General features: G+C 39.3%; 24 protein-coding genes. 6 read left to right on the top strand and 18 right to left on the bottom strand.

Annotation, left to right across the window (positions count from 1 at the left end; genetic code table 11):
- Positions 1-39: 39 nt before the first annotated feature.
- The 5 genes from ACT29I_RS08910 to nadB all read right to left on the bottom strand — a co-directional run bounded on the left by ACT29I_RS08910 (position 40) and on the right by nadB (position 5367).
- On the bottom strand, positions 40-729 hold the full coding sequence (locus ACT29I_RS08910) for an FkbM family methyltransferase (protein ID WP_430933554.1): 690 nt from the start codon (positions 727-729) through the stop codon (positions 40-42).
- A 364-nt stretch (positions 730-1093) separates the two neighbouring features.
- Complete coding sequence (locus ACT29I_RS08905) at positions 1094-1474, bottom strand: DUF4890 domain-containing protein (protein ID WP_444793233.1); 381 nt, start codon at positions 1472-1474, stop codon at positions 1094-1096.
- Positions 1475-1689: 215 nt separating this feature from the next.
- The gene (locus ACT29I_RS08900; RefSeq protein ID WP_444793232.1) at positions 1690-2439 is read right to left on the bottom strand and encodes a glycosyltransferase family 2 protein; all 750 of its coding nucleotides are present in this window, start codon (positions 2437-2439) and stop codon (positions 1690-1692) included.
- On the bottom strand, positions 2440-3705 hold the full coding sequence (locus ACT29I_RS08895; protein WP_444793231.1) for a glycosyltransferase: 1266 nt from the start codon (positions 3703-3705) through the stop codon (positions 2440-2442).
- A gap of 87 nt (positions 3706-3792) precedes the next feature.
- Entirely contained in the window at positions 3793-5367 is a 1575-nt protein-coding gene (gene nadB, locus ACT29I_RS08890; RefSeq protein WP_444793230.1) for an L-aspartate oxidase, read from the bottom strand.
- A 640-nt stretch (positions 5368-6007) separates the two neighbouring features.
- Between nadB and ACT29I_RS08885 the strand changes: the two genes are divergently transcribed.
- Positions 6008-7561 (top strand): glycine--tRNA ligase, encoded by a 1554-nt coding sequence (locus tag ACT29I_RS08885; RefSeq protein WP_444793229.1) that lies wholly within the window; start codon positions 6008-6010, stop codon positions 7559-7561.
- A 634-nt stretch (positions 7562-8195) separates the two neighbouring features.
- On the opposite strand, the gene ACT29I_RS08880 is transcribed toward ACT29I_RS08885, so the two are convergent.
- The 5 genes from ACT29I_RS08880 to rplM form a co-directional block, all read right to left on the bottom strand.
- A complete protein-coding gene (locus tag ACT29I_RS08880) occupies positions 8196-8924 on the bottom strand; it encodes a tRNA lysidine(34) synthetase (RefSeq protein ID WP_444793228.1) in 729 nt (242 codons plus the stop codon).
- A gap of 101 nt (positions 8925-9025) precedes the next feature.
- Complete coding sequence (gene tsf / locus ACT29I_RS08875; protein ID WP_430933547.1) at positions 9026-9850, bottom strand: translation elongation factor Ts; 825 nt, start codon at positions 9848-9850, stop codon at positions 9026-9028.
- A gap of 26 nt (positions 9851-9876) precedes the next feature.
- Positions 9877-10725, bottom strand: a complete 849-nt coding sequence (gene rpsB, locus ACT29I_RS08870) for a 30S ribosomal protein S2 (protein ID WP_430933546.1) — start codon at positions 10723-10725, stop codon at positions 9877-9879.
- 176 nt (positions 10726-10901) lie between these two features.
- Entirely contained in the window at positions 10902-11288 is a 387-nt protein-coding gene (rpsI, locus tag ACT29I_RS08865) for a 30S ribosomal protein S9 (protein WP_027473237.1), read from the bottom strand.
- A 5-nt stretch (positions 11289-11293) separates the two neighbouring features.
- The gene (gene rplM / locus ACT29I_RS08860) at positions 11294-11749 is read right to left on the bottom strand and encodes a 50S ribosomal protein L13 (protein ID WP_430933545.1); all 456 of its coding nucleotides are present in this window, start codon (positions 11747-11749) and stop codon (positions 11294-11296) included.
- A 379-nt stretch (positions 11750-12128) separates the two neighbouring features.
- On the opposite strand from rplM, the gene ACT29I_RS08855 reads away from it, so the two are divergent.
- Together ACT29I_RS08855 and ACT29I_RS08850 are read left to right on the top strand one after the other, a co-directional pair.
- Entirely contained in the window at positions 12129-12599 is a 471-nt protein-coding gene (locus tag ACT29I_RS08855; RefSeq protein ID WP_444793227.1) for a nucleoside deaminase, read from the top strand.
- 35 nt (positions 12600-12634) lie between these two features.
- The gene (locus tag ACT29I_RS08850) at positions 12635-13144 is read left to right on the top strand and encodes a DNA-3-methyladenine glycosylase (protein WP_430933543.1); all 510 of its coding nucleotides are present in this window, start codon (positions 12635-12637) and stop codon (positions 13142-13144) included.
- Here ACT29I_RS08850 and ACT29I_RS08845 read toward each other — a convergent pair.
- From ACT29I_RS08845 to ACT29I_RS08835, 3 genes are all read right to left on the bottom strand, one after another.
- Positions 13137-13931 (bottom strand): LytR/AlgR family response regulator transcription factor, encoded by a 795-nt coding sequence (locus tag ACT29I_RS08845; protein WP_444793226.1) that lies wholly within the window; start codon positions 13929-13931, stop codon positions 13137-13139. The two genes, ACT29I_RS08850 and ACT29I_RS08845, sit on opposite strands and share 8 nt — an antisense overlap.
- 4 nt (positions 13932-13935) lie before the next feature.
- The gene (locus ACT29I_RS08840; RefSeq protein WP_444793225.1) at positions 13936-15927 is read right to left on the bottom strand and encodes a tetratricopeptide repeat-containing sensor histidine kinase; all 1992 of its coding nucleotides are present in this window, start codon (positions 15925-15927) and stop codon (positions 13936-13938) included.
- Positions 15928-16089: 162 nt separating this feature from the next.
- Complete coding sequence (locus ACT29I_RS08835; protein ID WP_430933540.1) at positions 16090-16695, bottom strand: riboflavin synthase; 606 nt, start codon at positions 16693-16695, stop codon at positions 16090-16092.
- Between the two features lie 238 nt (positions 16696-16933).
- Here ACT29I_RS08835 and ACT29I_RS08830 point away from each other — a divergent pair, with 238 nt between their 5' ends.
- Positions 16934-17341, top strand: coding sequence for an OsmC family protein (locus tag ACT29I_RS08830; protein WP_430933539.1), 408 nt, complete (start codon positions 16934-16936; stop codon positions 17339-17341).
- Positions 17342-17350: 9 nt separating this feature from the next.
- Positions 17351-18361, top strand: a complete 1011-nt coding sequence (locus tag ACT29I_RS08825; protein WP_430933538.1) for an NAD-dependent epimerase/dehydratase family protein — start codon at positions 17351-17353, stop codon at positions 18359-18361.
- A 36-nt stretch (positions 18362-18397) separates the two neighbouring features.
- Here the strand turns inward: ACT29I_RS08825 and ACT29I_RS08820 are convergent, their stop codons facing one another.
- From ACT29I_RS08820 to ACT29I_RS08805, 4 genes are all read right to left on the bottom strand, one after another.
- Positions 18398-18982, bottom strand: coding sequence for a DUF502 domain-containing protein (locus ACT29I_RS08820; protein WP_430933537.1), 585 nt, complete (start codon positions 18980-18982; stop codon positions 18398-18400).
- A 58-nt stretch (positions 18983-19040) separates the two neighbouring features.
- A complete protein-coding gene (locus tag ACT29I_RS08815; RefSeq protein WP_430933536.1) occupies positions 19041-19394 on the bottom strand; it encodes an MmcQ/YjbR family DNA-binding protein in 354 nt (117 codons plus the stop codon).
- A gap of 248 nt (positions 19395-19642) precedes the next feature.
- Complete coding sequence (locus tag ACT29I_RS08810) at positions 19643-20008, bottom strand: YraN family protein (protein ID WP_430933535.1); 366 nt, start codon at positions 20006-20008, stop codon at positions 19643-19645.
- A 72-nt stretch (positions 20009-20080) separates the two neighbouring features.
- Complete coding sequence (locus ACT29I_RS08805; RefSeq protein WP_430933534.1) at positions 20081-20983, bottom strand: S66 peptidase family protein; 903 nt, start codon at positions 20981-20983, stop codon at positions 20081-20083.
- A 232-nt stretch (positions 20984-21215) separates the two neighbouring features.
- Between ACT29I_RS08805 and metG the strand changes: the two genes are divergently transcribed.
- Positions 21216-23252: a methionine--tRNA ligase gene (gene metG / locus ACT29I_RS08800; RefSeq protein ID WP_430933533.1), complete on the top strand. Its 2037-nt coding sequence runs from the start codon at positions 21216-21218 to the stop codon at positions 23250-23252.
- A 292-nt stretch (positions 23253-23544) separates the two neighbouring features.
- Here the strand turns inward: metG and ACT29I_RS08795 are convergent, their stop codons facing one another.
- Entirely contained in the window at positions 23545-23808 is a 264-nt protein-coding gene (locus tag ACT29I_RS08795) for a GIY-YIG nuclease family protein (protein ID WP_444793224.1), read from the bottom strand.
- Positions 23809-24151 lie beyond the last annotated feature (343 nt).

Here is a 24151-nt window from a genome sequence, read left to right as displayed (position 1 = left end):
GATGTTATGTTTTGTCCCGTTTTATTTGAAATTTTTTGACTATCGCATCTTTACAAACGACACCTCTTCATAAATATCGGAAATGCCAAAGATATGATAGCCATTGTTTTTCATTTTTTGGATAAATTCGATGGTTTTCTGTTTCCCTTCTTTAAAAAAACGTTCGTGGAATTCAATGGCTATTTGGTTAATTTCTACGTCAGCGTCCAATATTCCATCAATAACTTCGTATTCGGCACCTTCGATATCCATTTTGAGCAGGTCTATTTTCTGATGACCTAATTCGCCAACAATGTCGGCAAAACATTTCATGTGAACATCAATCAAATCGTGGTTGGAAACACTGTCGTGGGCCACTAAGCTGCCAGACACATATTCCTTATTTTTAGGAAGGTGGAACTGCATCACGCCAGTTTTCGGAGCAATTCCATATTCGTATAAACTAAATTTCTCCGGTAAATCCTGTTCTTTGCACCAAGCTATGGATTTTGGTGTGGGGTCAAAAGCAAAGATCTTACATTCATGATTTTCGATGAGCGATTTGTCAAAAGAAATATCTTCGCCAACACCAAACGAATAAACCACAGAATGCTTATTCAACAATTTATGTCCCACGTAAAAACCGCCACCTTTGCTTCCATACCATTTTTTTGGTAAACGGGTGGTTCTTTTTATATGTTTATATTTTCCCTTAACAAGGAAATATAGCCTGGTAAGTTTTGAATTCATGATATGTTAGTTTGTAACAAAACTAACAAATATTGGAATTAAATGGGGATGCAGGAATAAATTAGGATTATTGTAGGTTTAAATATTTTTTTTCTGTCTTTTCAGTTTCCCTGATGGTGTTTCTTTTTCCGTAAGAAATATTGCAAGAACCGACCTGATACTTGCACTGGAAAAACAATAAATGATGTAAATTATTTTGGGTAACTCTGTTTTGATTTTTTCAAATAAAACGTGATTAATCGAGAAAGAGGCTGTCTTTAATGAGACAGCCTCTTCAATCAAATCAAAAATCCGAAAATAAAACAGCACGCCCGCCTAGCAGTCTTGGGCTGCGAGCGAATAGTTATTGCCCTAACCGAATGTCTTATTTACGTCCTTGCCCCTGTCCACGGTTTTGCATCCTTTCTTTTTCCTGAGCCACCAGTTTTTCAACTTGTTCCTCTGTTAGAACTTTTTTTAGCTCTGTCATTCTTTCGTCACGTATAGTCTTCATGCTTTCACGCATCGCCTCTCTGTCTCCTGAGGCATTTTTTCTAAGTTCCTGTTGCTTATTGGCATACTTTAAGTTGATGGATTGGATTTTAGTGGTTTGTTTGTCAGTTAAGCCCAAATCTTCCTTCATACGTTCAGTTTGTTTTTTGGCCATCTCTTCGGGAGTGCCCATGTTTCCTCTTTGTGGACGTTGGGCTTCTAATGAGAATGTGATTGCGAATATTGCAACGAGGCTAAATATTAAATTTTTCATGGTGTATAAATTTTTTAGTGAATAATTTATTTCTTTAATGATCATTTACTGTGTTAGACGACAGAAAAGAAAATACCCCTCATAAAAAAACTGTCCACAGATTTTACAAATTAAAACGGGCATGGATGAGCAGGTTTTGATATAGGGATAACCTGAGAAATTTGTGGATAAATGAATAAAATATTTGCCAAGCAAATCGTTTAATTCATGTTTATTTAAAACCGTTTATGTTTTAACAAGAAAACGAAAAACTTAAGGGAGATAAAAATATGGTGATACAAAGTAGAAAGCAAGCCATAATGTTGAACCATGATTTTAAAACGTTCTTTTAGGCCGGGAACAATGTTTTGTTTGGTAACCCCCCCATCCAGGAATTTGGACATAACAAGGTTGGTATTGCAGATATTTTGCGCCTTTTTCATGGCTTTGAGGCACCATTCAAAATCGGCCGAGAATTGATACCCGAGGTTGTAATGACCCACCAGGCTTTTTTTAACGATAAAAGATTGATGGCTAACCAACATTCCTTTTTTAAAACTCTTCCAATTAAGTGATACTGGAGTTTTTAAGCGACGGTCACCTATTTCATGGCCATTGTTATCTATCATCACTGTTTCGCCATAATAAATATCGGCATTTGGCCATGTGGCAACCGTTTTTTCAAGCGTTGTGCCGTCATATATCTCGTCACCTGAATTCATAAACCAAAGATAGTCGCCGGTGGCCATATCTATGCCTTTGTTCATGGCATCGTAAATACCCTTATCGGGTTCGCTTATCCAATAGGTAATAACCTCGTCATATTTTTTGATGATGTCAACCGTTAAATCCTTTGAAAATCCATCGATAACTATATACTCAATGTTTTTATAGCTTTGTTTTCCAATGCTTTTAATAGTCGCTTCAAGGGTAGGTTCACCGTTATAGACAACTGTAATGATAGAAATTTTAGGATTAGAGGTCATTTATTTGCTAACAAGAGATGAATACAATTCGTTGTATTGCCTGGCAACCTCCTTATTGGAATATTTATCTTTTACAAATTTGGTTGCCGAGAATTTAAATAAATCGGGATTGTTCTCATATAACACATGATGAATTCCAATGCCCAAATCATTGCAGTTGTTTGCCGATACTACATATCCGGTTTCTTTATGTTGAATCATTTCGGGTACGCCCCCAATGCTAAACGCAACAACAGGTACCCCACAGGCCAACGATTCCATCACCGTATTGGGTAAATTATCCTCCAACGAAGGTAAGACAAAGGCATCGGCGCAGTTATACAGTTTAGCCATTTTATTTTGGCCGGATATAAAATCAATTTTATGCCATTTGTACGGCAGCATGTTCATCTCTTGTGTTTTACACTTTCCAAAAACAACCAGCTCAAGTTCCTTTGTTAAGTTTGGATGTCTGATATTCAAAAAGTCAAGTGCTTGTGCCAATTGTTTGGCACCTTTTCTGGGATCATTAATATTTACCGCACCAAATAACAAAAGCTTTTTATCCAGCGGCAGTCCAAATTCTTCCCTGCATTGTTTCGTGTTTAATGGCGTAAATACCCTTGAGTCGATCGGGTTGGGTATGCTAATTACATTATGCTTTTGCAGTAAGGTGCTTTTTTGAGCAGTTCTTTCCATCCATTTGCTACAAGCAACCGCATTTATTTTTGTGTTATCCCAAATTTTCTTTTTTTCGCGAATGATCTTGTTCGAGAGATCCTTTTTGCCCGGACGCCTTAAAAAAGGACAGTTTCCGCAGCTGCCCATATAGTTATCACATGGGCCTGCATAGTGGCAGCCTCCCGTAAATGGCCACATGTCGTGCAATGTCCAGACTATTTTTTTGTTCAGTTTAAATAGTTTCTCTATCGTTTGTAACGATAAGAATCCTTGGTTAACCCAATGCATATGGATAATATCGGCGTCTAGCACCAAAGGATGTTTGCTGATATCGATTCCCGATGTGGCGGGCGAAAACCTATACCTTACCGTTTTGTTTTTTTCGTGAGGCAGAAACCGAAGTCTTTCCATTACAAATCTACCGAAAGCTTTCTTTTTAGCTTTTTTTGAGTTGGTTAAGCATTTTACATCATCCGTTTCTTCAACCGTATCTTCCACCAGCATTTTTACTTTTGTACCACTCTCTTTTAACGCATTAAATAGCCTGGTGGCAGCTATGGCAGCGCCTCCGTTTGTCAAGGATTTATTAATAATTAAAACTTTCATGGCACAAGGTTTCCTTTCAAATATATTGATGGAACGACATCCAGTTTAAAAACAAATTTGTTTTGTTGCTGATAAAACAATCAATAGTTATCTTTTGGTTCGAAGCTTATTATGGTCAAGTGTGTAGTGTAATCCTCGACTCTCTTTGCGTTTCATAGCCATTCGTATAATTAAATAGCCAACATTTATTTTATTACGCAACTCGCACAACTCTTTGGTAACTATGGAATCGTCGAAAAGACTTTCTGTTTCGCGATATATCAGTTCAAGTCTGTCCAATGCCCTTTTCAAACGCAAGTTAGAGCGAACAATACCTACATAATTACTCATTATCTGCTCCACCTCTTTGTTGGTCTGGGTAATCAAAACCATCTCTTCGTTGTGGGTGGTCCCTTCATCGTTCCAACTGGGAATCCTGGAGTTGTGCTTAATCTCCTTGACTGTTCCAATCGCATCTTTAGCGGCCACATCGGCGTATACGATAGCTTCGAGCAAAGAGTTACTCGCCAAACGGTTTGCGCCGTGTAGGCCTGTAGAAGAGCATTCTCCCGCAGCATATAGGTTGACAATAGAGCTGCGTCCCTTTAGGTCTACTTTTATTCCGCCACACAAATAATGGGCAGCAGGAACAACAGGAATCATTTCCTTGGTAATGTCGACTCCAACTTCCAGGCATTTATGGTATATGGTTGGGAAATGTTTCTTGGTTTCTTCCGCATCTTTATGTGTAACATCGAGATATACATAGTCTTCACCGGTGTTTTTCATTTCGTTATCAATGGCCCGGGCAACGATATCCCTGGGGGCCAGATTACCTCTCTTGTCATATTTTTCCATAAATGCCACGCCATCCCTTCGTTTTAGGATAGCACCATAACCCCGCATGGCCTCTGTAATTAAAAAGGAAGGGCGATCTTTGGGGTTGTACAATGAAGTGGGGTGAAACTGCACAAATTCCATATTTTCGATAATCCCTTTAGCACGGTACACCATGGCGATCCCATCCCCGGTTGCAATAGTCGGGTTGGTGGTGGTTTGATAAATATTACCAATACCTCCGGTTGCCATCATAATTATTTTAGATAGAATGGTATCTACCTTTCCCGTTTTTTGGTTGAGAACATAGGCACCGTAACATTCTACGTCGGTGCGCCAACGGTAAGTTATTTCGCCCAGGTGATGCTGGGTGATGATATCTACGGCATAAAAATCTTCGGCAAATTCAATGTTGTCATTTTGATTAGCGGATTCGATTAAGGCACGCTGAATTTCAAATCCGGTATTGTCGAGATGATGAAGGATGCGGAACTCCGAATGGCCACCCTCTTTATGTAAATCATACTTGCCTTCTTTGGTTTTATTGAAGTGTGTGCCCCAGTCAATCAGCTGATTAATCTGCTCAGGCGCATTTTCGACAACCATTTTAACGGCTTCCGGGTCGGAGAGCTGATCGCCTGCCACCATGGTGTCCTCAATATGCTTTGTAAAGTCATCGGGTTTGTATGTAACAGCAGCAATGCCGCCCTGTGCGTAGGCCGTATTGGTTTCTGCTAATTTAGTTTTGCTAATGACTAATACTTTGCCGTAAGGTGCTACTTTTAGCGCAAAGCTTAAACCTGCGATTCCGGAACCTATTACCAGAAAGTCCACTTTCTTTCTCATCCTAAAATATTGTTTTTCCTCTCCAAGTGCCGCGAATTGACACTATTGTTAAATTATTGCAAAAACAAATATAGCTATTTCAATAGTCTTATTAACAATAGATTATTAGATATTTAGACAATAGATAGGAGACTGATTTGCAAGATGCTTAAAATCACTGTGGTATTGTTTTTAATAACCTTTAAAAACCAGAGCTTGAGAAATTAATGCCCACCGAAGGTTATCTTGTTACTATTCAAGCAAGGCGACTCCTCTGCTGTGGAATTATGCTTTAATCATTTCTTATTTATAGTTACGGATTAATTCGGAAAAAAAGAATTTTGGTTTATTTTTGCAGTCTGATAAACCAAAGCGCCTTATTTCAATATTTTACGCAGGGTGCTTGGTTTAAAAACTGAATTAACATATAACGATAGTAGAAGGAGTCTCGACGTGTTATCTTCTCGCCAAAAATATATATAAGCGATGAGATGTCAATTCCCTGTCCGGAAACAGGCGCGACTCTACATTTATAATCAAATCATCTATAATCGAATAATACCGGTTGTGATTTATTATTGCAAATACTACTGCTCAGTTTTGTATTTGAAAATAAAGCTGCATCGGCATTATAAGGGTAGTAAAAAATTAAGTGTACAATATGGCTCAGGAAGATGTTTTTAAAAAATTAGTAGCCCACTGCAAAGAGTACGGGTTTGTTTTTCAATCGAGTGAGATTTACGACGGATTGGGAGCGGTTTATGATTATGGTCAGCTTGGTGTTGAATTAAAAAACAACATTAAAAAGTACTGGTACGATGCCATGGTAAAGTTAAACGAAAATGTGGTGGGACTGGATTCCGCTATTTTTATGCACCCGACCACCTGGAAAGCATCTGGACACGTGGATGCCTTTAACGATCCTTTGATTGACAACAAAGACAGTAAAAAACGCTACCGTGCCGATGTGTTGATTGAGGATTTGATCCAAAAATTTGAAGGCAAGATAGAAAAAGAAGTTACCAAGGCTAAAAAACGTTTTGGAGAGTCTTTTGACGAGGAACAATTTAAGACGACCAATCCTCGGGTTTTAGCCAACCAGGAAAAAATAAATACCATACATTCTCGTTTTAGCAAAGCGCTAAACGAGAATGATCTGGATGATCTAAAGCAGATCATTATCGATTACGAAGTGGTTTGTCCGATCTCCGGAACAAAAAACTGGACGGATGTTCGCCAGTTTAACCTGATGTTTGGAACCGAAATGGGTTCTACTGCGGATGGAGCCAGCAAAATTTATCTTCGGCCGGAAACTGCACAAGGTATTTTTGTGAACTTCCTGAATGTGCAAAAAACGGGTCGTATGAAGATTCCTTTTGGGATTGCCCAAATTGGTAAGGCATTCCGTAACGAGATAGTGGCCCGACAGTTTATCTTCCGCATGCGCGAATTTGAGCAAATGGAGATGCAGTTCTTCGTTCGTCCGGGAGATGAAATGAAATGGTTCGAGTATTGGAAGGAATTCCGCATGAAGTGGCATAAGTCGTTGGGTATGGGTGATGAAAACTATCGCTACCACGACCACGAGAAACTGGCCCACTATGCCAATGCCGCCACAGATATTGAGTACCGTATGCCGTTCGGCTTTAAAGAAGTGGAAGGAATCCACTCGCGTACCGATTTTGATTTATCGCAGCATCAGGAATATTCGGGCAAAAAACTTCAATATTTCGATCCTGAATTAAACAAGAACTATGTTCCTTATGTGGTAGAAACATCCATTGGGGTTGATAGAATGTTCCTAAGCATTATGGCAGGTGCCTATACAGAAGATGAGGTTGAAGATGCCAAAGGCAAAAAGGAAACCCGTGTAATGCTTAAGTTGCCAGCAGCTTTGGCTCCGGTTAAAATGGCAGTACTACCTTTATTAAAGAAAGCCGGTCTGCCAGAGAAAGCCCGTGAGATTGTGAATACTTTGAAGTTCGACTACAACTTACAATACGACGAGAAAGACAGTATCGGTAAGCGATACCGCCGTCAGGATGCTATCGGAACACCTTTTTGTATTACTGTTGACCACCAAACTTTGGAGGATAATACGGTTACCATCCGTTATCGCGACACGATGGAGCAGGAACGTATTGTTATAGCAGATTTAGAAAAAATACTGGAAGAAAAAGTAAGTATGAAAAACTTGTTTAAGGAGCTGGTATAATTAGTGTATAGTTCCAAGTTGAAAGTATTAAGGCAGTCCATTGGGCTGCCTTTTTTTAGCCAGGATTGTTTAAAAGACAAAACGCACGATGGCTGCAGTCTTTTTTTGCTCATATAATCTACTGTAAGACCTGTAAACTTGCTTCTTCTTTCATTTGATGTTGAGTAAAGCAAGACCCCCATATACCTTTAAATGATGCACCTTGGTCAACTTTTCGCCGATTCATCCTGCTATTTGCGTTTTCTAGCTATGGGAGTCTTTTTAAAGACTGCTTTCCACACAATATGGTATCATTATCCGATAAAGTTTTGTGGCTTTAGTTAACGCTGCTGGTGCGGGCAATAAAATAGGAATAACGCCCCAGCCCATCCACATATCATCACAAGTTACATTGGGTATCGTATTCAAATTTATTGAATTAAGCTCTACCGGAATCTTATTAAATTGGATATAACTGTTGTCATTCTTTACCGTTTTCTCTTCGTATCATGAGCAGCAACCCGATAATCCACATGAGTTAAAACGAAGCATTCCTTCCTTCATCAACTGCAATAACACACGCACACAAACTTTGCCTCCAGCGTTAAGGAACTTTTTCGCAATGTTTAATTTCATGTATCAAGTTATCGATGTTTTATGGTAGATACTCCTCATCAATATTCCCCATGCTTTTAAAAAGGTTTATTTTTGCCTGAGGGTTCAATTTCTCGAATTGATTGATCATTTGGCGGGTAGTATTTCGGAGCGTATGGTCTTCGTAAGGACATTCCTTTTTAAGCGATACGAACTGCTTTATCCGGGCATATTCCTTCATCTCATTGTTGGTGAGTAAAATCAAGGGACGAATAACTTCAATATTGCCGTCGAACATGGAAAGTTTGCCCGGAATAGAAGATATATTTCCGTGCATCAACATATTCATCATTAAGGTTTCAATGGCATCATCCAGATGGTGGCCGAAAGCCACCTTTTTAAAGCCAGTTTTTTGTGCGAAGTCGAAGAGCTCTTTTCTTCGGTTCCACGAGCATGTAAAGCAGGGTTTTTTGTCTGGTTTTTCTTCAATGCCGGCATGTGTGGTTATAACATGCAGAGTGACATGGCGCACTTCGCAAAAACGGGACAGAAATTCCCTGTCTATTTCGTAGGGCACATCATCGGTAACAATATGTATGGCATGAAGCTCGTAATCGATGGGTAAAAACTTCCTTCTTTCGGCAAGGATATCCAACAATGCCAAGGAATCCTTGCCCCCGGAAACAGCAACAAGAATTTTATCATTGCCTTCCACCATTTTATATTGGTTGATGGCTTTGCCAGACAGGTTTATGACTTTACGGAGAAAGTTTTTATCTGATTTATTCATTAAATACCAATTCGTTAATAAAATTAGCGTAATTAGCAATCAAAAAAAAATCCCGGCGCTGCATGCAGGCCGGGATTATATAATTTAATAGCGTAAAACTATTAGCTTAGTGAAAAACGCTTAAACTCAGTTACCGTTAAGCCATTGCTGGTTTCTGTAAGATATTGCTTGATAGACTTTTTGTTATCTTTAACAAAAGCTTGCTCCAGCAAAGTAGATTCTTTGTAGAATTTACCTAAACGTCCTTGTGCAATTTTATCAAGCATAGCTTCAGGCTTACCTTCTTCTTTTGCTTTCTCTCTACCAATTCTTAGTTCTTGCTCAACAATATCAGCAGGAACAGAATTTTTGTCTACACCTACGGGAGCCATAGCGGCAACTTGCATTGCTACATCTTTACCGGCCTGCTCATCAAAATCAGTCTGGTTAAAACCTACAATTACAGAAAGCTGGCTACCGGGGTGAATATAAGAAATTACTTTTTCGGCAGAAATAGTAGCATAATCTTCCACCTCGATTTTTTCACCGATAACACCAATCTGCTCGGTGATTACATCCTTAACGGTTACGCCGTTAATTTCCAGTTCAAGAATTTCTTGCTTGGTTGTAACATCGCTGTTAAGCGCTGTTTCAAGTATAGAATCAGCTAATGCAACGAAGCTTTCGTTTTTACCGACGAAGTCTGTTTCGCATTTTAAAATTAAAACAGCACCTTTTTTACCGTCAGCGCTTACCAAAGCCCTTGAAGAACCTTCTGTAGTTTCACGATCGGCACGTTTATTAGCCATTGCCTGACCTTTTTTACGGATGATTTCAACAGCAGCGTCGAAATCGCCATCAGTTTCGGTTAATGCCTTTTTACAGTCCATCATACCGGCTCCGGTCATTTTTCTGAGTTTGCTTACGTCAGCAGCTTTAATCGCCATGATAATATCTAATTTAGATGGTTAAATTATTCAGTTTTACCTTCTTCTTTTGGTTCTTCAGGTGCTTGCTTTTCAGCAACCTCAACTTTTTTAGCTGCTTTTTTTTCGGCAACCTCAACCTTTTTAGCTGCTTCTTTTTTAGCAGGTCTATCTTTTTTGGCGGCCGCCTCAGCTTCGCGGTCTACTTTTCTTTCGCTCAATCCTTCTTCAATGGCCTTAACCATGATGTCTGTGATTAATTCGATAGACTTTGTGGCGTCATCGTTAGCTGGAATTATGAAATCCAAATCGGATGGGTCAGAATTTGTATCCACCACACCGAAAACAGGAATATTCAGCTTCTTGGCCTCGCGAACCGCGATGTGCTCTTTCATTACATCGATAACGAACATGGCAGCAGGCAGACGAGTAAGGTCAGCAATACTTCCCAATGTTTTCTCTAACTTCGCTCTCTGACGAGTAATTTGTAAGCGCTCTCTTTTCGAAAGGTTTTTCCAAGCTGTTGGGTCAGCCATCATCTTATCGATGGAACCCATTTTCTTAACTGCTTTACGGATTGTAGGGAAGTTGGTAAGCATACCGCCCGACCAACGCTCAACCACGTAAGGCATGTTAATACCTTTCATTTTCTCAGCAATAATTTCTTTTGCTTGCTTTTTAGTAGCTACAAATAAAATTTTTCGTCCAGATCTTGCAATCTGTTTTAATGCGTCAGCTGCTTCTTCAATTTTAGCAACTGTTTTATGAAGATCGATAATGTGGATACCGTTGCGCTCCATAAAAATATAAGGAGCCATTGCTGGGTTCCACTTTCTTTTTAAGTGACCGAAATGTACACCGGCCTCTAATAATTCATCGAAATTTGTTCTTGCCATTTTTTCTTTTTTAATGTCGTTTACATTCTTTAAATATCAACCGCTAAGTAGCCAACTTTAGTCTGTCAGTTTATAATGTAATAAGTTAATAAAGTACACAGCGTACTTTAAACTATACAACTTTCAACTCAAGAGAGGGTCCTAGCAGTTTAGATACTAAACGCACCCGAAAAATATTAACGCTTACTAAATTGAAATTTCTTACGAGCTTTAGGCTGACCTGGTTTTTTACGCTCAACAACTCTTGCGTCGCGAGTCATAAATCCTTGTGCTTTTAAAGCTGGTTTATTTTCTTCGTCAATTTTCACTAGTGCACGCGAAATAGCCAATCTAATAGCTTCCGCCTGGCCTTTGATGCCACCGCCATATATATTCACCTTAATATCATAATTCTCAGTTACACCTAAAGTTCCTAAAGGTTGAGTTACGATATATTGTAGGATAGGTGATGGAAAGTAATCTTTAAGATCACGCTTGTTGACAGTAATTTGTCCTTTACCTTCACCCAAATAAATACGAGCCACAGCAGCTTTTCTTCTACCAATTGCGTTTATCACTTCCATACTCATTACTTATATAAGTTTAAATCAATTGTTTTTGGCTTTTGCGCTTCTTGTTTGTGTTCTGCTCCAGCATATACAAATAAATTGCTGAATAGCTGACGACCCAAACGAGTTTTTGGCAACATGCCTTTTACAGCTCTCTCTACAAGTCTCTCAGGACTTTTTGCAAACAATTGTGCAGGTGTTACATCTGTACGTCCCCCAGGAAAACCTGAGTGATAAAAGAAAGTTCTTCCTTCCCACTTGTTTCCAGTCAAACGAACCTTGTCTGCGTTGATAATAATAACATTATCTCCACAATCGACATGTGGTGTATAGTTTGGCTTGTATTTGCCGCGTAGCAATTTTGCTACTTTTGAAGCCAAACGACCTACAACCATGTCTGCCGCATCTACTACAACCCACTCTTTGTTGGCGGTTGCTTTGTTTGCCGATACTGTTTTGTAACTTAAAGTATTCACAGTCTTCTCTGTTAAAAAATTAAACTAAAAATTATTACAAAAATACAGTTTCAAACAGTGTAACAATCTAGCTTTCAAACCTATGGATACCTACTTCCCATCGAAGGTATACGCTTAAGTTGTTCAGTTATATTGTTTTAAACTGTTCGGCACGAATAATAATCGGCCGCAAAAGTACAGTTTATTTTTCTTTTAACCCAACTTTTTTTTAAAAACATGCATGAGTTTCGTGATGGAGAACAAAAAAGTAAGCCGGCTGGTTATCTTATAGTTATGAAACTTTGGTTAATGATCGCCAGGAATTGTTGCATATGTGGGTTGAAACTTCAATAATTTATTTCGATATAGCTATATTTACCTTCGAACTTAATTTTTAATAATGAGCGAACACAATAAATTTATGGCTCGTGCCATTGAACTCTCCATTAACAACGTGAATGGTGGCGGAGGTCCCTTTGGTGCGGTGATAGTAAAAGATGGGGAAATAGTTGGGGAAGGGTTCAATCAAGTATCTACGAGCAATGATCCTACTGCGCATGCCGAAGTAACGGCTATTAGAAATGCAGCCAGAAAACTGAACAGGTTTGATTTGTCGGGCTGTACCATTTATACATCATGCGAGCCTTGTCCTATGTGTCTCGGGGCGATTTATTGGGCCAGAATAGAAAAAATGTATTATGGGAACACCAAAAAGGATGCGGACAGCATTGGCTTCAATGATGATTTTATCTACCAGGAAATCGATAAACCGATGAACAAACGTCAGCTTTCTGCAATCCAGCTGATGAGAGACGATGCTTTGACCGCGTTCCGATTGTGGGATGGTAAAAACGATAAGACTGAATATTAATAGTCTAAGCGATTTGTAGTTTAGTAAGGATTGGAATGAGGTTGGGTAAAGAATATTATAGCAAGGATGCCGTAGCACTGGCAAAGGATATGTTGGGAAAGACCTTGGTCAGGAGATTTGGGGATGGGACCGAGTTGCGTGCAAAGATTACGGAGGTTGAAGCATATTGCGGAGCGGAGGATTTGGCTTGCCATGCCAGCAAGGGGAGGACCAGGCGTACCGAGGTAATGTATAAAGAAGGGGGTAGGGTTTATGTATATCTGATATATGGTATGTATTGGATGCTGAATTTCGTGAGTGGAAAGGCAGATCATCCGCAAGCGGTGTTGATAAGAAGCATTGAAAATGTTACGGGACCGGGAAGGGTAGGGAAGGTATTGCGGTTAGACAAGAGTTTTTATGGTGAAGACTTAATGAAATCTGATAGGATTTGGGTGGAGAAAGAACCGGATGTGCAATCTGTTGTTATTCGGGTTTCAAAAAGAATTGGAATTGATTATGCCGGTGAATTTTGGGCGAACAAACCGTGGCGGTTCTTTATTTAGCCATTCTGTACGAAGTGGTTAAAGACAGGTCTTTGGCCACTAAACGCTGTAGTTTCTGCTTAAGTCCATCAATGCGTCTGGTATCCGCCGGTATGGCCATGCCATTGCTCATTAGGACGGTTTGGGAGGCGAAATCAACTTTTCGTACATGGTTCAGGTTTACCATAAATTGCATGTGACACCTGTAAAACATATACGATTGGAGCATGGCTTCGTATCTTCGCAAAGGCTTGGAGGTTTCGATAGCTTTTTGGGAAGCGAAATGAAACTTTGATTTACCGTATAACGATTCTCCGCAAATAATGTCCGATATTGATACGGAAGTTATCCTATCGGAACTTTTTAATATAATTTGCTTTTGATGATGGCCTATTTTGGTATTGGTAAATAGGGTTTGGATCTTCTTGTGGTATCCTTCTTCAATCAAGCTCGAAATTACCTGATCAACGGTTACTATGAATTCGCTAATGTCTAGCGGCTTGTAAATAAAATCTATGGAAGCAAAGCGGATATCTTCCAATGCGTATTCCTGGTATGTCGACATAAATATCACCTTGTAGTCAAGGTCGGAAGTTTTTTTTATGACGTCCAAGGCGGTGCCACCAATAAGGTGAATGTTAAGGATGGCAATATGGGGCTTGGCGCGATATAGGGAGTCTACTGTATTGTTCACGGTGTCCGACAAAGCCACAATATCAATAGAGGTGAAGTTCTGAGCCAGTATTCTTTCAATCGCATCGCGCACTCTGAAATCATCATCGGCTATTAGCACCTTAACTTTCTTCATGACATCAATTCTTATAGAGTTTTACCGTTTTTTTATTTTCTGAATTAAATTCTGAATCAGGTTTTATTATTGGTATCTCAATCTTGATGAGCACCCCACTCTTATCCGCGGTGACCATGTGCTGGTCTATCATTACAAACGATGTTGGCCTTTTGGTCACTTTTTCTATTACTTGAAGTCTTTCGTTGGTAATTTGAACAGCCATAGATTCGTGTTTGACTCCATTTTCTTTGGCCATCTTCGAACCGGCAAGTCCTATGCCATTGTCTTCAATCTCAATAAGTAAATTATTTTTTTTAATCGAAAAGCGAATTTCGACCAATCCATTTTTTTCTAATGATTTTAAACCATGTTCCACCGCATTTTCAACAAAAGGTTGCGTTATCATTGGGGGAATAAGGGTGTTTTTTGGGTCTATCTCTTTGTCGAATTTTATGTTGTACGAAAAAGGTTGCACAAAGCGCAGTTGTTGAAGCTTTAAATAATAGTTTAGCATACCCGTTTCTTCCTCAAGGGTTACGTATTCCCTTTGCGAACTGCGTAATACCTGCCTCATTAACCTGGCGAAATCTGACAGGAACCTGGATGAATTCTCCATGTCATTTTCTAGTATAAAAACTTGTATTGCACTCAGTGCATTGAATATGAAATGGGGGTTCATTTGTGAACGTAACAGACGCTGTTGCATCAGGATGCTCTTGTAGCCTTCTTTTAATCTGGTCTGACGGTATATTAAAACTGTTGCTGCTATTAGTGCTATTATGAAAAAAGCAAAATATATAATCGCCTTTTTTTGTTGCGAAATTAATTCCTTTTGTAAGTTGGTTTCGCTATGTAATTGCTGAATTTGCGATTTGGCCCTGTCGGCTTCGTTTTTAGCCGTCATTACTTCAATATGCCTAAGGTTTTCTTCGTTAAAGATACTGTCTTTGTATGCTTGGGATATTTTTAGGTAGGCAAGTGATGCTTTAAGGTTATTGACTTTCTCGTATGCATCTGCCAAGAGCCTTGCGCAAATTTCAATCTGGTATTTTGAGCCAATGTCTTCTGCAATAGCAAGTCCTTCTTTAAGGTTTGTAATTGCATTGTCGTAATCATATACCTGCAGGTACGTCTCCCCTAATATGGTATAGCTCGATGAAACATTTATTCGGTCTCGTGTTTTTTCGTTTAAAACTAAAGCCCGTTTTAAATATTTTAGTGCTTGCGTATAGTCTTTTTTTAGCCGATAGGTATCTCCAATGCTGTTGTAACAAATGGCTTGCCCCACTTCTGAGTCAATTTGGGTGTTGTAATCTAGTGATTGATAAAAATATACCAGTGCAGAATCCAGTTGACCCAGGTTTTTTAGCGCCTCACCAATATTGTTGGCATTAATGGCTTGTCCCAGCACATTGCCTCTCACTTCTGCTATTTCAAACGACTTTTTAAAATATTGCATTGCGGCACGGAACCTGGCAAGTCCTAAATAAACGTTTCCTACTCCGTTATAGGCAATACCCACCTGAAAAGAATCATTTATCGATTCCGCTATCTCCAATGCCTGCATGTGCAATTCCATGGCTTGGCTATTTTCGTCAACCCTCCTGTAAATAACAGCTGCCATGTTAAGGTAATTGGACAAAAGCGATTGGTCATTTATCTCTTTGCCCAGATCCAAAGCTTTGGTTGCATACTGAATTGCAATACCGTACTCTGATCTGTTCCGGTGTCTTTTGCTGACCAGATGATAGATGTTGGAGAGCGGTACCTTAAAATTATTTTTTAAGGCAATGTCTTCTGCTTCTTTCAGGTATTCGTCAAATGCTGTGGCGGTAGTAATGTTATTGTTGTAATAAGTCTGAGACTGGTTTATCAAGTTGGCGACTACAATGGAATCTGTTTCTCTTATCGACAAAGGTACTTCCTCAAGTATTATTTCTTGAATGTCGCTGTTTTTGCTGGTACATGCAGCCAAAACAAACAATAGTAGCCATATGTGGGAGAGCTTGATCAAGAGAATATAATGTTTTTGCTAAATGTATTAAAATATACTCACAACCAATGGGTTGAGCCGTGCACTTTTATTAACGAGTTATTAACAGGAATATGGCGGGAATGGAAAAAGCTTCAAGGAAAGCCCCGTGTTAGCGAGGCTTATAGTTCTTGTTGTTCTCAATTAGTTTTTGAGCGCCATTATTCGGCTAATGTATTTGCCAAGTATATCAAACTCAATGTTAATTATGCTGCCCTCCTCGATTTGATGAAAATTTGTAAAGTCGTGTGTGTATGGAATTATAGCCACAGAGAACCTGTCGTCTTTGCTATTGACTACCGTTAAGCTAACTCCGTTTACGGTTACAGAACCTTTTTCCACCGTCATATAGCCTTGGGCAGCTTTTTCTTTGTTAATATCGTACTGGAAGGTGTAATACCAGCTTCCGTCTGCTTCCTTTACCTCAATGCATTTGGCGGTTTGATCTACATGGCCTTGTACAATGTGCCCGTCCAAACGGCCGTTCATGATCATGCTTCTCTCCAGGTTAACTTTGTCGCCAATTTTCAATACACCTAAGTTCGACTTGTCAAGTGTTTCCTGAATTGCAGTTACCGTATAGGTTTTATCGGTTTTTTTTACCACAGTTAAGCAAACTCCGTTGTGAGCAATGCTCTGATCGATTTTTAACTCATCCACAAACGAACATTCCATGGTAATATGTAAGTTGCTTTGTTCTTTTTCCAGGCCAACAATGACTGCCGCCTCTTCAACAATTCCTGAAAACATATCTTTAATTTTTTAAGTTTTATCTAAACGGTGCAAAATTAATACTATTTACCGAATTATACATGTACCTAAAAAAGGTGACATCATTTTGGCATGAATTCCAAGATTGTCAAACTGTTTATAGCGAAGGAATAGGTATGTCTTTGCAAGCGTTCCAAGATATTTTGACCGGTAAAGATTAAACGAATGGGTATTTTTTGTTTCTTTGATGTTTATATGTAAATCAAAGCTGTAGGTCATGAGCATTACTGTTAAAACCACTTATTTAGGAAACCTGAGGACGGAAAACACGCATCTTCAGTCGGGGGCTAAAATAATTACCGATGCCCCAACGGACAATAGGGGAAAGGGCGAAGCTTTTTCTCCAACCGACCTGTTGGCAACTTCACTGGGTAATTGTATCATGACTATTATGGGCATTAAGGCCATGGATAACAATATTGATATTGAAGGAACGCAGTTGGAAATTACAAAAATAATGGCCGCGGATCCGCGCAGGGTTGCAGAGGTTGTTTTAAATTTTAAATTTCCCGATAAAGGTTATAGTGACGAACAGAAACAACTTATTGAAAGTGTGGCAGGAAAAAGTCCGGTGCCTTTAAGTGTTCATGCCGATCTTAAACAAACCATAAAATTTAATTGGTAGATAGTTGATATGATTTTAGTAACAGGAGGTACTGGTTTAGTTGGGGCGCACTTATTATATCATTTGTTGGTGGATGGTGAACAAGTTCGGGCTTTAAAACGAATCACTTCAGATGTTGAAAAGACCCGATTTGTATTTAATTTTTATGGGGAGTCTGGAAAAAAACTATTCCATAAAATAGAATGGATAGATGGCGATCTTCTGGACTATGAATCATTAGAAACGGCTTTAGACAATATTGAGGTAGTCTATCATACCGGAGCGCTGGTTTCTTTTAATCCTTCGTTAAAGGATGAGATGATGGATGTAAATGAGGAAGGTACGGCAAATCTTGTTAATATTTGTGTGGATAAAAACATAAAGAAATTCTGCTTTGTAAGCTCCGTGGCCACATTGGGAAACTCCAAAAATGGGGAAATGATCGATGAATTTTCCTATTGGCAGGGAGGTAGAGACCATTCTGCCTATAGCATAAGTAAATTTAGGGCCGAGATGGAGGTGTGGAGAGCCACCAAAGAAGGATTAAATGCCATCATTGTAAACCCGTCGGTAATTATTGGCCCCGGCGACTGGGGACAGGGGAGCCCTAAAATTATAAAAACCGTTTATGAGGGGTTGAACTTTTATACACCCGGCGGTACCGGGTTTGTTGATGTGAGAGATGTGGCTGATGCAATGATTAAACTGATAAAGAGCGACGTAAATAACGAACGTTTTATTTTAAATGGGGCTAATTTGTCTTACCGGTCATTCTTTGAGCAAGTGGCAGATGGACTGCAGGTTAAGTTGCCGAGGTTTAAAGCCGGTAAGCGGTTGATTGGGTGGGCCTGGAAGTTTGAAAAGGCAAGAAACATACTGTTTGGCTCCGAACCATTGATTACCAGGGATTCTGCCCGAACATCTTTAAAAACTACCAGATATTCCGGGAAAATGATTTCGGACTGCGTCGCTTTTGAATATACGCCAATGGAGGATACCATTAAGGAAACCACACAGTACTTTCTGGATACAAACGTTTAATTAAATACTTTGCGCAAATCATAAAAAACCTCGATTCTACTTCTTCACCTTAGAAACACCTCCGGAAACGATAAACTTCATAACCTCTGCCGAGTTAGCCTCGATAGGTGTTATTTGTTTTTTGGGAACAACATACAGGTCTCCAAGCATTCCGTATGAGCTGGGGAGATAGACGCCAACCATTTCGTTTACCCCTAGCTCCTCAAGTTTTGTATTGGTGATAAATCCGAAACGATTTAATATCCCTGCTTCGTCCAATTTAACAATTACGGGTTGATTAAATTTCTTCTCCCCGCCTACAAAGGCAGACAATAAATCTTTAACCGAAGTATATATCATTTTAACCAGTGGGGCTTTTTTCATCATTCTGTCGTAAGCAACCGAGATGGGGGATGAAATCATACGCTGCCCGATGTATCCTATAAGTGTCAGAAGGATCAATATCAAGGCTAATCCCACTCCTGGGAAATTGTATTTGGCTAAAAAGCCTTTTTGGAAAAATTCACGGTCCATCAGCAATCCGTCTATCCATACAATAGCAATAACTATAACATAAATGGTCACCGCCAAAGGAACTACATAAAGAATTCCCTGAAGAAAATATCGTATCAGCTTTTTCATTAATTAAATATCAAAATGTATGTGTCAGGACAAAAGATAATATCCGTGCTAATTTGTATTATAAGTTGGCCAGTTCCTCCTTTTGCTTTTTGGTCAGCTTTGAAACTACCAGGTCGTATGAGTGATCAATCAGTTCTTTTACAAAATCTGGTTTCAAACTGCCGTCCATTTCTAAAGTGTTCCAGTGTTGTTTGTTCATGTGGTAACCGGGGTTGATGGACTCATATTCCTCGCGAAGTGCTATGGCTTTTCCCGGGTTGCACTTTAGGTTGATAGATAAATCCCCCTCTAAATTTCCAAGCGCGTACATCTTGCCCATCACTTTAAACACCAAAGTAACTTCATCAAAAGGCAGTTCCTCGGTGGTGCCTTTTTTCGACATGCAGTATTCTCGTATTTCTTCTATGTTCATGGTTGACTAAATTTTCATAGGTTGACTCAAATATAAAAAAATAAGCTTCTCACTATGATATTTTAATGAAAATAACGGCGGATACGGTGTGTGAAAAATGTGAAACAAAATATTTTAGCTATTGGCCATTAACAGATCCATTTTCCGTCGAAACTGAATATTAGGTAATGTAATTTTGAAAAGGGAGAAATCGCGATATCTCTTATTTATTCAACTTCGCGATCGACCCGCTCAAAATGAACATGGCGCTAGTTTACAGGTGGATAAAACGCTTCTTCAATGTGATTTATCTTCCAGGTTTTATTTTCAGGTATCACAGAAACCACATCAAACCTTACTTCTAAATCAATGTCGTTTTCCATAATGTATGCTTCCGTGGCATCCACTAAGAAACGGATTTTAGAATTTGTTATGGACTCTTCGGGGTGTTCCCACTCTTCAGTTGAACGGGTTTTGATTTCGGCTATAATCAAGAGTTCATCTTTTTGGGCTATCAAATCAATTTCTTTGTGTTTATAACGCCAGTTTTGCGCCAATATTTTGTAGCCATTGCTGGCTAAGTAATGAGCAGCAATCTGTTCCCCTTCTTTCCCTAATTCGTTATGTTCGGCCATGGTTTTTGTTTATTAAAATACAATTTATTTACATTTACAACAATTTATACAGAGGCACAGGACACAAGGTTTTTAGACGGAGATCAAACTTGCTTCACTTTCCGTTACGTTCAATTCTACCTCATCACCAAAAATTAAAGGATAATTGGTTTCAATATGACCCGAAGGAAAATTAAAAGCCACGGGATAATTATATTCTGACACACTTTTATAAATAATTTCCTCAATAGTTTCGCCAAAGGGTGTTTCATTGTCCTTCATTTCGGTAAACTGACCTACTATTAATCCGGACAGCTTCTCAAGAACCCCTCCCAACTTAAGGTTAAACATGGTTCTATCCAAATGATATAAATATTCGGACAAATCCTCTATAAAAAGAACTTTACCCCTTGGATCAAAATCGAGTTGTGTACCTCGCAGCGCATGAATGATTGACAAATTACCTCCCACCAAGACTCCTTTGGCAACGCCTAACCTATTGTATGGATGAGGGTTAATCATGTATTGAGGTGTTTCGCCTTCTAAAAAAGAAAACAATATTTCAACATCTGCAGATGTCTCCGTGTAATTCAGAAAACTTTTTGTCATTGGTCCATGGATGGAGGCCAGTCCATTCTTTTGAAAGGCAGCATGTAAAACCGTGATGTCGCTAAAACCTATAAGCCACTTTGGATTTTCCTTAATTTGGGTAAAGTCTAACTCACTCACATACCTGATTGTCCCATAGCCACCCCTTGTGCATAAAATGGCCTTTACCTCATCATCATCCATCATTTGCTGCAAATCATTTTTACGGTTTTCATCTGTCGCAGAAAAATTAAAATGATGATTGTTGATGTGTGCGCCAAGTTTAGTTTTGTAGCCCATCTGTTCAATTCTGAGGCAAGCTTGTTCCACTGTGCTAAAATCGATTCTGCCTGCAGGTGCCACAATGCCAATAGTATCACCTTTTTTTAAAGAAGGAGGATGTATCATTTTTTTTAGACTTTTAGATGTTAGATTGGAGATAATAAAATATTTAATCCCCCTCTTAAAAACCAAAAATAGTAAAAACAACCCGTTTTTATCACATAGAAACTAATTCGTGTAAATTCGTGTAAAATCGTGGTCAAAACCTTATCTTTGCGCAATAATGTCTGATTTAGATTAATCCGTGCTTTGTTTTGGCCGGATTTTTATTTTTATTATGCAATAAGCGCTTTAAGAAATGGATAATTTTAAAAGAACACTGATTACAACTGCTTTACCCTACGCAAACGGACCTGTGCATATTGGTCACCTGGCCGGAGTTTATGTCCCTGCTGACATCTATGCCAGATATTTACGAATGAAAGGTGAGGATGTATTGCTGATAGGCGGCAGTGATGAGCATGGTGTGCCTATTACGCTTAAAGCCAAAAACGAAGGTGTGACACCACAGGATATTGTAGACCGGTATCACGGTATCATTAAAAAATCCTTTGAGGATTTTGGGGTAACCTTTGATGTGTATTCCAGAACCACATCGGATACCCATTACGAAACGGCTTCTGACTTCTTTAAGACTTTGTACGACAAAGGTGAGTTTATCGAAAAAGAATCAGATCAGTACTACGACGAAGAGGCCAAACAATTTTTAGCGGACAGATATATTACGGGAACTTGCCCTAGCTGTGGTAACGACGGTGCCTATGGCGATCAGTGTGAAAGTTGTGGGAGCTCGTTAAATGCCACAGACCTTAAAAACCCTGTATCGGTTATTTCGGGAAGTGTGCCGGTGGTCAGAAAAACCAAGCACTGGTATTTGCCGTTGGATAAACACGAGCCGTTCCTAAAGAAATGGATTTTAGAGGATCACAAAGAATGGAAAGCCAATGTGTACGGACAGTGTAAATCGTGGATTGACCATGGGTTGCAGCCCCGTGCGGTGAGCCGTGATTTGGACTGGGGTGTTCCGGTCCCTTTAGAGGGAGCTGATGGCAAAGTGCTTTATGTTTGGTTTGATGCACCTATCGGATATATTTCGGCCACCAAAGAGTTGACCCCTGAATGGGAAAAATACTGGAAAGATCCGGAAAGTCGACTGCTTCACTTTATTGGTAAAGACAATATTGTATTTCACTGTATTGTTTTTCCATCCATGCTTAAAGCTGAAGGTTCGTATAATTTACCTGAGAATGTTCCTGCCAATGAGTTTCTAAATCTTGAAGGGGATAAGATTTCGACCTCACGCAATTGGGCCGTTTGGTTGCACGAGTATTTAGAGGATTTTAAAGACCAGCAAGATGTGCTGCGATATACCCTTTGCGCCAATGCGCCCGAAACCAAAGACAACGACTTTACCTGGAAAGATTTTCAGGCTCGTAACAACAATGAGTTGGTTGCCATACTCGGAAACTTTGTGAACAGGGCCATCGTGCTAACCCATAAGTATTACGAAGGTAAGGTTCCTGCCATGGGTAGCGCCGTCGATGATTTTGATAAGGAAACATTATCTCAGATTGATGTAATCGTTAAAAAAGTTCAAACGAGCTTAGATCATTTCCGTTTCCGTGAGGCGGTGAAGGAAATGATGAACCTGGCCCGCCTTGGAAATAAATACCTGGCAGATACTGAGCCTTGGAAAGTAATAAAAACGGATGAGGAACGCGTAAAGACTATTATGCACATCTCACTTCAAATAACTGCAAACCTTTCTGTTTTAATGGAGCCTTTCTTGCCATTTAGTGCGGTTAAGTTGCAAACCATGCTAAACCTGTTTGGTGTTAACTGGGAAGATTTGGGTAGAACAGATTTATTAGCTGAAGGACACGAAGTAAATAAGCCAGAACTGTTATTTGCCAAGATCGAAGACGAAACTATCCAAAAACAATTGGATAAGCTGGAAGCTACTAAAACAGCCAACGAAGCCGCTGCCAAAACTGTTGAGCCGGCTAAGGAAAACATCAGCTTTGATGATTTTACAAAAATGGATATTCGTATCGGAACCATTTTAAGTGCCGAGAAGGTAGCCAAAACCAAAAAACTTTTAAAACTTGAAATAGATACAGGAATCGACAAAAGAACTGTGGTTTCAGGTATTGCCGAGTTTTTTAACCCTGAGGATATTATTGGCAAACAAGTGAATATCTTGGTCAACCTGGCTCCCAGGAAGATTAGGGGAATAGAATCTCAGGGTATGATATTGATGGCTGAAGATGCGGATGGCAAGTTGGTGTTTATTCAACCAGGACAAGAGGTTAAGCCAGGTTCTGGCGTAAGGTAATAAAGGTGCCCCCTGTAGTAAATAGGCATGAGTTATTTATAGTGAATAAAACGCAGCTAAAAACGTGAGATTTAACACCGTTTAACTTTTTTTTGTATCGCTTCACGCTAATATGACCTACATTTGTAATGTAGATTTTTTTTCATAGATTTAGATTTGGTTAACAAAGCTGATTTTAAGGGTAAAGGATAGATGTTTCCATCTATCCTTTTTTTTATGCCTGAATTTTCTTACGCAGCAACTATTCCTTGCATGTGCGGACTCCGTATTGATATATGACAGGAAGCGTTGTTTATATTCTGACAAAGTGGTTTGAACGAATAAATTGGGCCACTCTTTGCCTACTCTTTAAGTTTTTGAGTTTTCTTTCTGTCCTTGTGGCTTCCGACCTTGTGCTAAACTCTTTGTAGGCAAACAAAACCCAAGGTGCATATCTTCGTGTTGAAATTACTTTTCCGCCATTGTGTTTCAACAGCCGGGAACTTAAATCCTCTGTCTGACCGTAATAATACTTGTCAAACTTCTGTGAATGCAATATGTAAGTACAATATTTCATAAACAAAAAAGCGCCCAGGATGGAAGCTCCCGAACGCCTTAGTTTTCAATGTGGAGAATATCGGAATCGAATCCCGAAAATTCCAAAACTTTTGGTTTTGATGTATTTTCGAGGATCCTCGAATTTACAGGAAAACACGGTTTTCGTAAATTCGGGACCGCCGACCTTTTGACTAACCGTTATAAGGTATGTCACCGCAAACGCTATACTTAAATTGAGTTGCGATAAAGCAATGTGCCAAAAGCTATGTTATAACAAAGTGGTTTGAACGAATAAATTGGGCCACTCTTTGCCTACTCTTTAAGTTTTTGAGTTTTCTTTCTGTCCTTGTGGCTTCCGACCT

Source organism: Saccharicrinis sp. GN24d3 (assembly GCF_052400645.1).
Lineage (GTDB): Bacteria > Bacteroidota > Bacteroidia > Bacteroidales > Marinilabiliaceae > Saccharicrinis.
Note: the sequence above shows the minus strand (reverse complement) of the source record. Positions and strands in the feature narration are given on the sequence as shown.